This window comes from Sinomonas sp. G460-2, assembly GCF_047759905.1.
In the GTDB taxonomy this organism is placed as follows: domain Bacteria; phylum Actinomycetota; class Actinomycetes; order Actinomycetales; family Micrococcaceae; genus Sinomonas.
In genome coordinates, this window is the sequence record NZ_JBKZWT010000077.1 from 1 (window position 1) to 14273 (window position 14273).

Here is a 14273-nt window from a genome sequence, read left to right on the forward strand (position 1 = left end):
CCCTGTGGTTGGCGCGGGCGGGCAAGCCGCCGTGGACGCGTGCCAGGGCCCAGTGCGCTTCACGCCCGTCACGGTCTCGGTCAGCATCGCCGAGCACGATCTCTGCGGCGGGTGGAATCGCATGAGCTGGATTCAGCCAGGCACAGTCGTGACGGTTCAGGGCTACGGAACGTATACGGCGTTCCAGCGCATGGTCGTCTCGAAGGGCGCCTCGGAATACGTAGTGGCTGGTTTCGCGGGCGGCTACCCGCCGATCTTCCTCCAGACGTGCATTCCGGGCACCGACCAGATGCTGCTCATCGGGCTGCACTGACTCATCGGACTGCACCAACTCATCGGACTGCACTGAGAGGATGCCAAGAATGAGCCTTCTGCGGAAGAAGGGGGCGGGGGCTTCCCGCCCCCTCCGATCGGCGAGGCGGGTGGGACAGGCGGTGCTGCCGGTCCTCGCGGCGGTGGCGCTGAGCGGCCTGCCAGCCTTCGCAGCCGCCGGTCCCTCCCCGGTTTCCGGGCCGAGCCCGTTCGCCGGCTGCACCTCCGTGACCCCACCCCCTGTGGCCTCGCCCCCGGGGACGGCGACCCTCTACCCGAACACCGAGGTGGAGCCGTTTGTGGCTTCGAACCCAGCCAACTCGGACAACTTGATCGGGGTGTGGCAGCAGGACGTCTACTCCACCCGCTCCGCGCGGGGAGCCGTCGCCGCCTATTCCACCAACGGGGGCAAGACCTGGGGGACCACCCCGCTGCCGTTCACCGGGTGCGCTCCGTCACCGCTCTTGGAACCGAGCACCGGCAAGCCCTATGACGCGGTCTACGACAACTGGGTGTCGGTGGGACCCGACGGCACCGCCTACACCACCGCCGCGGCGGGCAATTCCACCACCTCCAGCAACGGCATCGTGGCGGCCGCCTCCACCGACGGCGGCAAGACCTGGTCTGATGCCACCACCATCGTCGACAGTGTCCAGGACCCGTCCGGCCAGCACAAGTTCTTCAACGACAAGCCCTCGGTCACCGCCGATCCCGCCCGGGCCGGAGCCGCCTATGCGGTGTGGGACCAGCTGTCCGCCTCGCGGATCTTCCCGATCTACACGAGCAACTCCCGCGGGCCCGCCCTCTTCTCGCGGACCACGGACGGCGGACGGACCTGGAGCACGCCGGCGGCGATCTACGACCCGGGTGAACAGAACCAGACCATCGACAACCAGGTGGTGGTGGTCCACGGGGTCCTGTACGACTTCTTCGACCTCCTCTCAGCCACCGGCAACACGGCCCCAGGAGGAGGCACCACCCCCGTAGGGCACGTAGCATTCATCACGTCTGCCGACGGCGGCCAGACCTGGTCCGCACCCACGATCGTCGCCGGCCTGGACACCGTCGGGGTGAGCGATCCCAATACGGGAGCAGCGGTGACCACCGGAGGCATCACATCCCTGGCCCCGGCGTTCGACCCGGTGACCGGCGAGCTGTACGCAGTCTGGCAGGACGGCCGGTTCAGCGGCGGCCGGTACGACGAGATTGCCGTCTCGAGCTCAGCCGACCTCGGCAAGACCTGGTCGGCGGCCGCCCGACTCAGCACCGACACCGGACGGCCCGCCTTCAACCCGGCGATCGCGGTCCGCGCCGACGGGACCGTCGGAGTCTCCTACTACGATCTCCGCGCCCTCTCCCCGACCAACACCACCACCCTCCCCACCGGGTACTGGCTCAAGGAGCTCCGCCCAGGAGCGGCTGGCTTCGGGCCCGACGTGCCCCTCTGGCCTGCCGGCCAGCCCTTCAACCTCATGGCCGCCCCGGTGGTGGCCGGAGGGTACTTCCTCGGGGACTACCAGGGCCTCTCCTCAAGCCTGACATCCCTGTTCGTGGCCACCACTTGCTCCGACTCCTCGTGCGTCGGCAAGAGCAACCCAACGGACGTCTACACCGGTTCGCCGTAGCCTCTTCGGGGAGATCCGGCCCGCTGGGGAGCCAGGTACCCGCATCGGGAGGCGCGCCTCATTCCCCCGCGGAGAAGGCGGGCGGAAACAGCTCGTCCGCGGGACGGCGCTCGACGTCCCGTTCCGAGTACGCGCTGCGCATCTGGCCGAAGAGGCGCTGCGCCTGGTCCTTGAGCTCGCGGAGGTCGACGCCGGGGATTTCGCCGTCCCGCATGACGACGCGCCCCGCGACGACCGAATGGGTGGCTTGCCTCGCGCTGCCGTTGAGCAGGAGCGTGCGGATCGGGTCGTCGAGGACGCCGTCGCGGATGTCGTCCAGGGAGAACGCGACGAGGTCCGCCTGCGCGCCGACTTCGAGACGTCCGAGGTCGCTCCGGCCCAGGGCTCTGGCTCCGCCCAACGTCGCCGCCTCGAAATAATGCTCGGCCGGCGCCGCATCAAACCGTCCGTCCACGATCTTGGCGAGGTGGACTCCGGCGTCCATGCCGCGGATCAGATCGGGAGGGAAGGAATCGGTGCCCAGCGACAGGTTGATCCCGGCGTCGCGGAAGGCCGCGAACGAATTCAGGGCCTTTCCGTAGCGGAACGAAGTGAGGGGGCAGTGGATGATCGAGACGCCTGCCTCGGCAAGGGTTCTCAGGTCGCCGCGGTCCTCGCCGAAGACCTCGGGATTGCGGTCGACGAAGATGCCGTGGGGGATCAGGAGGCGTTCCCTCAGGAGACCGGTCTTCTCGAGCAGCTCGAGCGGCGTCATCCCGTACCGCTCCTCGATGAGCTCGCGTTCCTGCAGCTGCTGGAGGCAGTGGAGCCTCACGATCGCGCCGCGCGAATGCGCTGTCTGGGCGGTCTCGCGCAGCAGCTCCTCGGTCATGGTCTCGATGCGGCACGGCAGGAGGACCCCCGTGACGAGCGGATCCGCCAGCTCGTCCGCGTAGTCCAGGAAGCGGACGGCGTCAGCCAGACCTACCCGGCCAAGCTCCTCGTCGAAGGCGACATCCCGCCGGCCGTCGCGCCGCACCACGTGGACGCCGGCTCGGTACGACGGGCCTAGGTAGCTTCGAAGGCCGATGCTCGCGGACGATTCGCTCATACCGACCAGCTCGTCGAAGGATTCGGCCCACGCGGAATGGGTCTCGGCCGCGATGGGCATGTACGTCGTGATGCCGTGCAGGGCGAGCTGGACCAGGGCGTACTTTCTGACGAGCTGCCGTTGCTCGGGCGAGAACACGTCTGCGCGCCTTGTGTCGAAGTAGTCCTCGGACCACTGCAGTCCCGCGGACCTTTCCGGCGATGACCACGAGTCGATCAGCAGGTGGTCGATGTCTGCGAGCGCATCGAGATCGATGAGTCCGGGCGTGATGAGGGAGCGGCCGAGCCGGAACCACTCGTCCACGGGCCCGCTGTAGCCCTGCCCGACGTACACGATGCGGTCGCCTTCGTAGACCACGTCCCCGTCACGAAAGAGGATGTGCCGGCCGTCCCGGTGACCCAGCACGAATTCGGCGCTGAACCGTGTGCGCAAACCAACCTCCGAATAGTCCATCGCGAGCTGCCTTCATCGGCCGCCAACCACCGCCAGATTAGACCCTTGGTATGCCAACTGACTACCGGCGGCGATGGGCGATCATCGAGTTTGGAATCGAAACTCCTGAAAACTAGGGGAAGAATCGACGTGCAGATGCCAAGCCATCATCTCCCTCTAGCGTCGATGGTATACCGTTTGCTATTGTGATCTGGCGCACGCTACCGAGCCAGGTGCAACCCGTCGCCGGTTGGCGTGCCCCCTATCCCCCACCCCCACGCACAAGAACAGTGAGTTTCAGATGGCTCCACGACCCCAGGAATCCAGCCAAGAGGCGGACGCCCAGCAGGTCCTCTTGCAGACGAGCGGAGACAAGGATCTCCACGAACCGCGCACCATCACCCGGGGGCATTGGGTGACGGTTGTCAGCGTTTCCACGGCCATCTCTCTCGTCGCGGTCCTCATCGGAACGTTGAAGTTCCAGATGGGGCCGGCCGCCCTCGTCCTGCTCCCGATCATCTGGGCGGTGATCTTCGGCGGGATCGTCGGAACGCAGCGCCTGCGGCGCGTGTCCGGTTCGAGCCGCGCCGTAGCAACCCTCCTCCTCGAAATCGGCATCGTCCTGTTCCTCGCGAAACTCGGAACGGGAATCGGTCCGTCGCTCGCCAAGTTCACGCAACTCGGCCCCGCCCTCCTGCTCCAGGAAGTCGGGCACATCTTCGGAACGGTGATCCTCGCCCTGCCCTTCGCCGTCGCCATGGGCCTGGGGCGTGTGGCGATCGGCGCAGCGTGGTCGATCGACCGCGAATCGTTCCTGGCGTACGCCCTGCAGCGGTTCGGCATCCGCTCGGGTGAATACCGCGGCGTGTTCTCCGTCTGGCTGCTCGGAAGCCTGTTCGGCGCCGTGTTCATCTCGCTTCTGGCCGGAACGGTCGGCAATCTGGGGATCCTCGACCCGCGCGCTCTGGCCCTCGGACTCGGGCTCGGTTCATCGTCGATGATGCTGGGCGGCGTGGGGGCACTCTCGATCCTCTTCCCGGGGCAGGCCCCCGAGATCGCGGCCCTGGCTGCCCTCTCAAACCTCATCACCAACATCGTGGGGTTCTACGCCGGGGTCTTCCTCTCACTCCCGCTGGCTCGCGGCCTGTACCGCTTCTGGAGCCGCGTGTTCGGGCGTGACGACGAGGGCAAGTCCCTCAAGAAGGCCTCTACTCGGAACGAGGCCGCGAGCTCGCCGGGCGGGGCGCCGGTGGCCGTTGAATCAGACCCGACGGTCAAGACCAGCCCGCGGGTCCTGCTTGTGGCGTATGCGGTAGTCGGAGTCTGCGGCCTGCTCGTGAACGCCGTGGGCACGAAGTCCTTCCACCCCGAGGACGCGCTGGGAATCGTGATCCTGCTCGCGCTCACAGCGATCTCCTTCGCCCTCTCCAAGGTGCTGCCCATGGTGCCATCGAGCATCTGGGTTCTGGCGATCGCGACGATCCTCACCGCTCCCTTCATGCCCACGAGCGGGTTTGTCGTCGGCATCACGGGGAATCTGGACGTCCTCACCCTCGGCGTGCCCACGCTGGCCCTGATCGGCCTGACCGTGGGCCGCGACATCAAGGCGCTCAAGTCCTTGAGCTGGAAGATCGTGGTCGTGGCGCTCATCACCTACACCGCATCCTTCCTCGCGGCCACAGTCCTCGGCCAGATCGCGCTGCACTAGCTGCTGAGAACGGCTGCTGAAAACGAAGGGGGACGGTGCGCCTTGGGCGCACCGTCCCCCTTCGTCTGCAGCTGACGCCCCGCGACGCTGGGGAATCTTCGACGTCCGCACCGTCCTCGCCCCGGACGCGCGCTCTGGCGCGGCCGCCGCGGACCTGCACTAGGGCGAATCCCCTTCGCGGACGGGCGGCAACGAGGCGTCAGGCGTGCAGTGGCTGGCGCCCGCGGACGAAGTCGGACAAGGGGAGCATTGACGTCTGGCCGCCTGCGCCACGCACGGTGATGCGGTCTTCGCCGAGGTTGGCCACGGTGGTGCACAGAGTCATGAGCGGGTCGGTGCCAGCAGCCGTGCGGAACACCCCCGGTCCGGAGAGCCCGTCGAGGAACCAGCCGTCGCCAGTTTCGGCGTCGGGCACTCCAAGTCGATCGAGCAGTTCCCCGCGCGCGACGCTTTCGGCGAAGCCGCCGAGCTTCTGGGTCGGGTCCCCTGGAGCCCGGGCGGCGGGCTCGTCCAGGCTGGAGGGAAGGCGGCGCAGGTGGTTGGCGTGCCAGTGCAGCGGCTGCTCCTCGGAGATCTCGGCGATGTCCACGAGGCCGGCAGCGGTCTCGACCCCGGCCGCCCGCCCGTCCCCGGAGGACCCGATAGTCACCGCGAATCCGCCGGCCATCGGGTGTGAGCCCAGGTACTCGAGCGCCGTCGTCAGATCGGGCGCAGACTGCAGCGACCGCATCACGAAGTGGCGCCCGGGGCTCGCGCTCGGGCGGGCGACCTGGATGTGGTTGATGCCCCACACCAGGCCGTTCGAGGTTGCGGTGAAAGCGTTCGAGGGCAGGAAGCCGGGGTAACACTGGGCCGTGACGGTCGGCTCCCCCTCGACCGCGAGGGTGACGAACATGAGCTGCCCCTCTAGCGCCGGCGCGGCATCTTCGTTGTGCGCGAGGACAGTATTCCGGCCACACCACCCCAGGTCCGAGCACCCCGTTCCGTCACTGCTGCCCAGGTCGCCGCGCAGGTTGGCCAGCAGCAGCGCGTCGGCATCGATCTCGGCGCCGTGCGCCATGGCCGCGAGCTCGGCGAGGGCGGTCGGATGGTGCCGCCGGGTCGCAGCGACCACTCGGGCATAGTTGCGGGCGCCGGTGCCCGCGGATACCCAGCGGCGCAGCCCCTCGCGCTCCGGCATCCCCTCCTGGACGGCGTGGATGTTCGCCTTGGCGGCCCTGCCGAGGGCGGCGAAGACGTCGAGGCGTTCGCCGCGCAGCACGAGCCAGCGCAACCCGGCGATCTCTTGCTCTACTACCAGTGCCGCCATGGTCAACTCCTCTGAACCGTGTCGGATCCCCGCGGGAACCAAACGCAACTGATCTTGGCATTCAGCCGTGTATGTGCAACTCTAGTTGCCATCTTGAAGATTGTCAGGTGGATCACATCGCACCTGACATGACCCGCAATAGAGCGAGGATCAGATGAACACCCAGAGTTCCACCTCACAAGCCGGAGCCCTCCGCCACGCCCTCGGCAATCGTCAGATGTCAATGATCGCGATCGGGGGCGTGATCGGCGCGGGGCTCTTCATGGGCAGCGGCAGCGCGATCGGCATGGCCGGACCGGCGGTGCTCGTCGCCTATGCCGCGATCGGCCTGCTTGTAGTCCTGGTGATGCGGATGCTGGCCGAGATGGCCGTGGCCGCTCCCGGCAGCGGCTCGTTTGCCACGTACGCCACCCGCGAGTTTGGCCCCTGGGCAGGCCTCTCGATCGGCTGGCTGTACGCCTACCAGTGGATGGTGACGATCGGTTTCGAGGCCATCGCCGGGGCGGCGATCGTCCACCGTCTCCTGCCGCCCATTCCGACCTGGCTGGCCGCGCTCGTCATGCTGGCCTCGCTGATCGCCGTCAACTTCACCAGGGTCGAGTCGTTTGGAACCTTCGAGTTCTGGTTCGCCATGATCAAGGTCGCCGCCATCGTCGCGTTCCTGCTCGTGGGCCTGGCGGCCATTCTCGGCCTCTTGCCCGGATTCGCCGCCCCGGGTCTCTCGAACCTCACCGGCCAGGGCGGCTTCGCCCCGGAGGGATGGGGACCGGTAGCCATGGCGTCGCTCGCCGTCTTCTTCTCCTACTTCGGCACCGAGGTAGTCACGATCGCAGCCGGTGAGGCCAAGGATCCCGCCAACGCCGTCCGCCGAGGGATCAACAGCGTGGTCTGGCGCATCCTGCTGTTCTACATCGGCTCGATCTTCGTCATCGTGATGCTCCTGCCGTGGAGCTCCACGGAGGTCGCCACGAGCCCATATGTCGCGGTCCTGAACGAGCTCCACATCCCCGGCGCCGCCGTGTTCATGAATCTGGTGGTGCTCACCGCCGTCCTCTCATGCCTGAACTCAGGGATCTACTCGTCCTCGCGCATGATCCATGCCATGGCGCTGCGCGGCGAGACGCCGAAGGCCTTCACCCGGGTCAACCGCCACGGCGTGCCCACCGCAGCCGTGATCCTCGGCTCCGCTGGCGGCCTGGCCACTATCGTCGCCAACTACTTTGTGCCGACCGACTCCGTGTACCAGTTCCTGCTCAACTCCTCTGGCTCCGTGGCCGTCGTCGTCTACTTCGGCATCACCGTCACTCAGCTGCGCTTCCGCGCCCGAGTGGACCGAAGCGCCCCCGGCAGCCTCCGGGTGAAGATGTGGGGCCACCCGTACCTCAGCATCCTGGTGCTGGTCGCACTGCTGGTGGTCACCGCCGGAATGCTGGTCTCCGCCGACACCCAGCTCTCCCTTGCCCTCACTCTGCTGGTGACTGGTATTGCCGTGGCGGCCGGCTTCCTCACGCAATGGGCGCGGCGCCGCGCCGCTCCGGCCAGGGAGGAACCAATAGAGCAGCTGGATGGCCGAGCCATATGATGCAAACATAATTGCAAGAAAGACTCTGCAAGCAAGAAGAAGTGCGCAAGAAGGGGACTCGCTACCGATGACGATGCATTCCGCCACACTGGCGATCAATGAGAGGCTGCAGGCCAAGAAAGCAGCCGGAGAGAGGGTCCTGCACCTCGGATTCGGCGAAGCCGGGCTTCCCGTCCCGCCTAACGTGGTCCAGGCGCTGGCCTCCTCAGCCGCCATGAACTCGTATGGGCCCGTCGCAGGGTCTCAGCAGGCTCGGGAGGCTGTGGCCGGGTGGTTCACCCGCCGGGGGCTCGAGACCGACTGGACCCAGACCATCCTCGCCCCCGGGAGCAAAGCCCTTCTGTTCGCGCTCCTGGCCGCGATCCCCGGGGACGTGGTGCTTCCCCGCCCCTCGTGGGTCAGCTACGCGGCCCAGGCTGCACTGCTCGGCAAGGACGTGGTGTGGGTGCCGATCCCGGAGCGATCTGGCGGCATACCCGACCCGGATCTGCTCGAGGAGGCGCTGCGCGCCGCTAGGGCCGAGGGCAAGAATCCGACCTCGCTGGTGATGACGGTCCCGGACAACCCCACCGGAACCGTCGCCGAGGCCGAGGACATCAAAAGGGTCTGCGCGATCGCCGAGAGCCACGGACTGGCGATCATCTCGGATGAGATCTATGCCGCGATGGTTCACGACGGCTCGGCCCCGAGTCCGATCAGCTGTCTTCCGGAGCGCACGGTCATCACCACGGGCCTGAGCAAGTCGATGGCACTGGGCGGCTGGCGGATTGGCTTTGCCAGGACTCCGGACAATGCCTGGGGCGAGCAACTCATGGCAGCCCTGGTCGGCATAGGCAGCGAGGTCTGGTCGGGCCTGGCCGCTCCCATGCAGGCCGCCGCCGCCTACGTCCTCGGAGATGAGCCGGAGGTCCTCGCACACATCGAGAAGTCGCGCCTGCTCCATGCGCGCGTTGCCCGGGCGGTCTACAGCGAGTTCCGTTCCGCCGGGGCGGCCTGCCGTCCGCCGAAGGCCGGGTTCTACCTCTACCCGGACTTCGAACCCGTGGCCGATGTCCTGGAACGCCAGGGCATCGGAACCGGATCGCAGCTGAGCACAGCGCTGCTGGAGCGGTTCGGCGTCGGCGTGCTGCCCGGCGTCGCCTTCGGCGACGACGACAAGGGCCTGCGCGCCCGGGTCGCCACGAGCCTGCTCTACGGCGTCAGCGACGAGGAGCGATGGGCTGCACTCAACAGCGAAGACCCAACCTCCCTGCCATGGATCGCCGGCTCGCTCACGCACTTGCGCGGTGCACTGACGCAGCTCACTGGTAGGGTGGCTGCGGCGATCGACTGAGGCCAGTACCCAAACTCAGCCCAGTCGCGCCGGATCTTTCGGAGGTGTCGAGTGGACCAGGCAGGCCCCGCAGCTCCGCAGTCTTACGCGGAGCTGCGGGACCTCCTGCACGAGCGCATGCCCGATCTGGCCAAAGGGCAGCACAGGATGGCTGAGCTCCTGCTGACCGATCCAGAGGGCACCGCCTTCCGCACCATCGCGCAGACCGCAGAGCTGGCCGGGGTCCACCAGTCCTCGGTGGTGCGATTCGCCAAGAGCCTGGGCCTGGACGGCTACCCCGCGCTGGTCCGCCTATGCCGTGAACACCTGAGCGATCAGGCGCACATGGTCCGGCGCTTCGACCAGGCGCAACGGGACTCCAAGCCGGAGAACCTGCTCGCCAGGGTGGTCGACCACGACCAGCAGAATCTCGCACGCACCTTCGCCCGCATCGATCCCCTCCAGTGGGCGGAAATCGTCGAGCTCGTTGCGACCGCACCGCGGGTGCACGTGATCGGGCTCCGCAAATGCCTCTCGGTGGCCCAGCTCCTTGCCTACCTGCTCCGGCTCGTACGTCCCGGCGTGCATCAGCTGGCGCCGGTGACGGGGCAGCTGGCCGACGAGATCCACGAGCTGGAGGCCGGCGAGGTCTTCATCGCGATATCGATCCGCCGCTACACCGCCGACACCGTGAACGCCTTGGAGGCGGCCCGGCGACGTGGCCTGACGACAATCGCGCTCACCGACAATGCCGCCTCGCCGCTGTCCAACCAAGCCCAGCACACGTTGTTCGTCGACTGTGAGGGTGTGACAATCCTGCGATCCCTCACGGCCTTCGTCTCGCTGGTCCAGGCCCTTTCGACCGCCGTCGCGCTGCGCCTGGGGACCCAAAGCCGCTCGGAACTCATCACCGACGAGGAAATGCTCGCGGACCTTCACGTCTACACGGACGAACCCGGCTCTACCGACCTGCGCTGACGAGCTCGAGCCCGCTGGCCACAACCCGGCCCCGGTGGAGGACCGTCCGGTCCTTGCCGCGGTCCATGACGGCGGCGGCCGGAGTTTCGCCGTCGACGAGGAGCAGCTCGGCCGGGTCGCCGGCCGCAAGCCCCGGACGGTCGGCCGTGCCCTTGAGCCGCCGCGCAGTCGGGTCGATGACGCTCGCTCCGCCGACGCTCGCGACCGCGAGGCAGTGCTCGATGAGCTCGTCGCGGCGGAATCGGTTGGTGAAGGCCAGCTGCCACGTGCGGTCGAGCATGTCGGCGTTGCCGTACGGGCTCCAGTAGTCGCGCTGCCCGTCTTCGCCGAGGCCCATCCGGACGCCCGCTTCAGCCAGGTCGACGAGCGGGAGCTGGCCCTGCAAGGCTGGCGCCACCGTGGCCATCGAGACGTCGAGTTCGGCGAACTCGTCGATGAGCCGCCGCGTGGTCGCCTCGTCCACACTGCCCAGATCGTAGGCGTGGCTCATGGTCACCTTGCCCTGCATTCCCAGAGCGCGGGTCCGCTCGAGGATCAGGTCCGTGCTGTACACGCCGAGGTGACCGGGTTCGTGCAGGTGGATGTCGACGGGCAGCTGGTACTTCTCGGCGAGGCCGAAGACGATGTCGAGGTGCCTCACCGGGTCGCGGTCGAGCGTGCACGGATCGATCCCGCCCACCACGCCGGCCCCGAGCTTGAGCGATTCCTCGATGAGCTCGGGCGTCCCGGCCTCGCGCAACAGCCCTGCCTGCGGGAAGGCGATGATCTGCACGTCGGCTGCATGGGCGTACTGCTCCTTGGCGGCGAGCACGGCCTCGAAGCGCTCGAGCTTGCAGTCCACGTCGATCTGGGCATAGGACCGCACGCGGGTAGTACCCCGGGCGATCATCATTTCGAGCGTGGTCCGCACCCGCTCGCCGATGGGAGCCTCGGCATTGCGCCAGTTCTTCCGGTCGTTCATCACCATGGGCCAGATCCCGGGGGAAGCCGTGTGCGGCCGGAAGGGCAGGCCCAGGCGCGTCGAGTCCAGGTGCACATGGACATCCGAGAACGCCGGCAGCAGGAGCCGTCCCCGCCCGTCGACGACGACGGCGCCCTCCGGATCCGCGGCACCCGCACCGTGCGGACGCACTTCCGTGATCCTCGCGGAGGGCGCACCGGAGTCGCCGATCACGACGTCGCTTGCGGGGCCACCCCATGGCCGGGCGTTCTTGATGATGGTCGTGGTCATGGAAGCGCGCTCCTGGCGTCGACGGCGGGATCCCCCAAGGAGATTTTGTATACCATCGAGAGACTAACTCCTTCTCCGGGCCCTGTAAATCACCCATTTGGCATGCCATCTGTCACCGAGCGGCTCAGAGCAGGATGGACACCTTCACAGAGCCGCCCACAGGATTGCCCACGAGGCTGATCGCGTCCAGGAACTGCTCGAGCGGGAACTGGTGGCTGCAGATTTCCTCCATGGGCAGCTTTCCGTCCTGGAGCAGCTTGAGCGCGGCTGGCCAGCAGTGTGGCCCGAGGTGGGCGCCGAGGACGTTGAGCTCCTTGTCGTCGCCGATGATCGACCAGTCGACAGTCGCCTCGGACCGGAACACCGAATACTCGACGTACGTCCCGAGCTTGCGCAGGATGTTCAGGCCCTGCGACACCGCCGAGGGGTGGCCCGTGGCCTCGAGGTAGACGTCTGCGCCGTACCCGTCAGTCAGGTCCCTGACTCGCTGGATCGCGTCCTCGGACGCGATGTTGATGGTCACGTCCGCGCCGCACTTTCGCGCGAGCGCGAGCTTCTCATCCGACATGTCGAGCGCGACGACCGTCATCGGGTTCTTCGCGCGGGCTCCGGCGATCATTCCCAGGCCGATCGGGCCGCAGCCGGCCACCACCGCGACGTCCTCGAACTGGATGCCAGCCCGCTCCACGGCGTGCAGGGCGCACGAGAGGGGCTCGGCGAACGCCGCGTGGTGGGCCGGGAGGTCGGCCGGGGCCACGTGGGTGCGCGCCCTCGCGGGCACCAGAACGTAGTCGGCCATCGCGCCGTCGAACCCGCGGAAGCCGAACATCTCGTGGGGCGCGCACATCCAGTACTGCCCACGCTGGCAGAACCGGCATTCCCCACACGGCACAATCTGTTCGCACACGATCCGCGTGCCGATCGAGACCCCGCGGCGCTCGAGGGCGGCGTCGCCCCCAGCCACGACAATCCCGACGAACTCGTGCCCCGGCGTGATCCCCTTCTGCGTGTACGCCGGCCGATGCTCGTCGCCCCAGAACTTGGCGGCGCCGTGATAGCACTTGACGTCGCTCGCGCAGACGCCCACGGCCTCGACCTTCATCAGCAGCTCGTCCGGGCCGGGCGTGGGGACTGGGCGCTCCTCGAGCCGGTAGTCGCTGGGCCCATTGCAGACGACGGCGCGCATGGCGGTGGGCAGGGCGACTTCGGTCATGATTTCTCCGGCAGGGCTCGTCATCGGGTCTCCTCGGGATAGGGCTTTCCCACAACCATAAAGGCGCTCGACGTGCACCAACAGCACCTGAGCTCAGCAGATTCCTTTGTTAATTTCGTCCGGCCCGCGGCGTATGATCCGCAACGTAATGCCGATCCTCGGGACGAAAGGGGCCCATCATGCCCGTGAAATGGCTCGACGAACCGGAAGAGCACGACTACCCGGCCGCCGCCTCCTACCTAGCCCTCCTCGCCACTCCGGACGAGGTCAAGGCCATCGTCAAGGCCCTCAAGAAGGCGCCCGTGACCGTGCAGAAGGCCAAGGACATCCTCCGCGCGTCCCGCCTGGACCTGCTCGAGGAGACCAACGCCCATGTGCGCTCAGACCTCGTCAAGGTCCATAAAGGCGAGAGGCTCTCCCCGATCCTCCTGGTCCGCGGGAACCTCACGAACGGCGACGCCCTCCAGATCGCCGACGGCTACCACCGCGTCTGCGCGAGCTACTACACGGATGAGAACACGGACATCCCCGTCAAGCTCGCCGACTTCCCGCCGAAGGGCGAGTAACCGCGCGTGAGCTTCGTCGAGCTGTCCCTCATCTGCCTCGTCGCCCTCGCGGGGCCGCTGCTCGCGGCGAGGCGGAACTGGCACCTGCCGCTCGTCCTCGGCGAGCTCCTGGCTGGCGTCATCGTGGGCCGCTCGCTCCTGGGCTGGGTCAACGCGGACAACGAGACCCTCAAGTTCCTTGCGGACATGGGCTTCGCGCTCATGATGTTCGTCTCGGGCACCCATGTTCCGGTGCGCGACAAGACCATCCGCGCCGCGATCGGCAAGGGCGCCCTGCGGGTGGTCGTCACGGCCATCGTCGCGATCGCCCTCGGCGTGGCCGTCGCACTGCTGTTCGCGTCCGCGAACGCGCCGCTCTACGCGGTGCTCATGGCGTCGTCGTCGGCCGCTCTCGTGCTGCCCATCATCGAATCGCTCAAGTTCAAGGGCACGTCCGTCCTCGAGCTCACCGCCCAGGTGGCGCTCGCGGACGTCGCGGCGATCGTCGCGCTGCCCCTCGCGATCGACCCCGCCCACGCCGGCCCCAAGGCCATCGGCGCGTTCACCGTGGCGGTGGGCGCCGTCGTCGTCTGGTGGCTCCTGCGGAGCGTCGAGGCCAGCGGCGCGCGGCACCGCCTCCACACCTTCTCGGAGAACCGCAAGTTCGCGCTCGAGCTCCGGATCCAGCTCACGGTCCTGTTCGCCCTCGCCGGGCTCGCGCTCGCGTTCAACGTCTCGATCATGCTCGCGGGCTTCGCGTTCGGCCTCGCGGTCTCCGCGGTCGGCGAGCCGCGGCGCCTGGCGCGGCAGCTGTTCGCGCTCAACGACGGCTTCCTGGGGCCCGTATTCTTCGTGTGGCTCGGCTCGTCGATCGATCTGCGCCAGCTCGGCGGCCACCCCCAGATGATCCTCCTCGGCGTCCTGCTCGGCGCGGGC

At 67.8% G+C, this 14273-nt stretch carries 12 protein-coding genes; 8 read left to right on the forward strand and 4 right to left on the reverse strand.

The genetic code is table 11. The annotated features are described in order from the left end of the window. Positions 1–313: peptidoglycan-binding LysM (locus tag ACLN58_RS09715; RefSeq protein WP_415855057.1), on the forward strand; the 313-nt coding region annotated here is incomplete at its 5' end. Between the two features lie 49 nt (positions 314–362). Then, positions 363–1937, forward strand: coding sequence for a hypothetical protein (locus ACLN58_RS09720; RefSeq protein ID WP_415855058.1), 1575 nt, complete (start codon positions 363–365; stop codon positions 1935–1937). A gap of 58 nt (positions 1938–1995) precedes the next feature. Here ACLN58_RS09720 and ACLN58_RS09725 read toward each other — a convergent pair whose 3' ends face one another. Continuing rightward, a complete protein-coding gene (locus tag ACLN58_RS09725) occupies positions 1996–3480 on the reverse strand; it encodes a chlorohydrolase family protein (RefSeq protein ID WP_415855059.1) in 1485 nt (494 codons plus the stop codon). Positions 3481–3760: 280 nt separating this feature from the next. On the opposite strand from ACLN58_RS09725, the gene ACLN58_RS09730 reads away from it, so the two are divergent. Then, positions 3761–5167: a DUF3100 domain-containing protein gene (locus ACLN58_RS09730; RefSeq protein ID WP_415855060.1), complete on the forward strand. Its 1407-nt coding sequence runs from the start codon at positions 3761–3763 to the stop codon at positions 5165–5167. A gap of 199 nt (positions 5168–5366) precedes the next feature. Here the strand turns inward: ACLN58_RS09730 and ACLN58_RS09735 are convergent, their stop codons facing one another. Continuing rightward, positions 5367–6476 carry a C45 family autoproteolytic acyltransferase/hydolase gene (locus tag ACLN58_RS09735; protein ID WP_415855061.1) on the reverse strand — a complete coding sequence of 370 codons (1110 nt, stop codon included), beginning with the start codon at positions 6474–6476 and terminating at the stop codon, positions 5367–5369. Positions 6477–6630: 154 nt separating this feature from the next. Between ACLN58_RS09735 and ACLN58_RS09740 the strand changes: the two genes are divergently transcribed. From ACLN58_RS09740 to ACLN58_RS09750, 3 genes are all read left to right on the forward strand, one after another. Further along, positions 6631–8058 (forward strand): amino acid permease, encoded by a 1428-nt coding sequence (locus ACLN58_RS09740; protein WP_415855062.1) that lies wholly within the window; start codon positions 6631–6633, stop codon positions 8056–8058. Positions 8059–8125: 67 nt separating this feature from the next. Beyond that, positions 8126–9391, forward strand: a complete 1266-nt coding sequence (locus ACLN58_RS09745; protein ID WP_415855063.1) for a pyridoxal phosphate-dependent aminotransferase — start codon at positions 8126–8128, stop codon at positions 9389–9391. Between the two features lie 117 nt (positions 9392–9508). Beyond that, positions 9509–10348, forward strand: coding sequence for a MurR/RpiR family transcriptional regulator (locus ACLN58_RS09750; RefSeq protein WP_415855064.1), 840 nt, complete (start codon positions 9509–9511; stop codon positions 10346–10348). Here ACLN58_RS09750 and ACLN58_RS09755 read toward each other — a convergent pair. Together ACLN58_RS09755 and ACLN58_RS09760 are read right to left on the reverse strand one after the other, a co-directional pair. Then, the gene (locus ACLN58_RS09755; protein ID WP_415855065.1) at positions 10332–11579 is read right to left on the reverse strand and encodes an amidohydrolase family protein; all 1248 of its coding nucleotides are present in this window, start codon (positions 11577–11579) and stop codon (positions 10332–10334) included. The genes ACLN58_RS09750 and ACLN58_RS09755 overlap by 17 nt on opposite strands. 124 nt (positions 11580–11703) lie before the next feature. Next, entirely contained in the window at positions 11704–12816 is a 1113-nt protein-coding gene (locus ACLN58_RS09760; RefSeq protein ID WP_415855066.1) for a zinc-binding dehydrogenase, read from the reverse strand. Positions 12817–12971: 155 nt separating this feature from the next. Between ACLN58_RS09760 and ACLN58_RS09765 the strand changes: the two genes are divergently transcribed. Together ACLN58_RS09765 and ACLN58_RS09770 are read left to right on the forward strand one after the other, a co-directional pair. After that, positions 12972–13358 (forward strand): hypothetical protein, encoded by a 387-nt coding sequence (locus ACLN58_RS09765; RefSeq protein ID WP_415855067.1) that lies wholly within the window; start codon positions 12972–12974, stop codon positions 13356–13358. A 6-nt stretch (positions 13359–13364) separates the two neighbouring features. Further along, positions 13365–14273: cation:proton antiporter (locus tag ACLN58_RS09770; protein ID WP_415855068.1), on the forward strand; the 909-nt coding region annotated here is incomplete at its 3' end.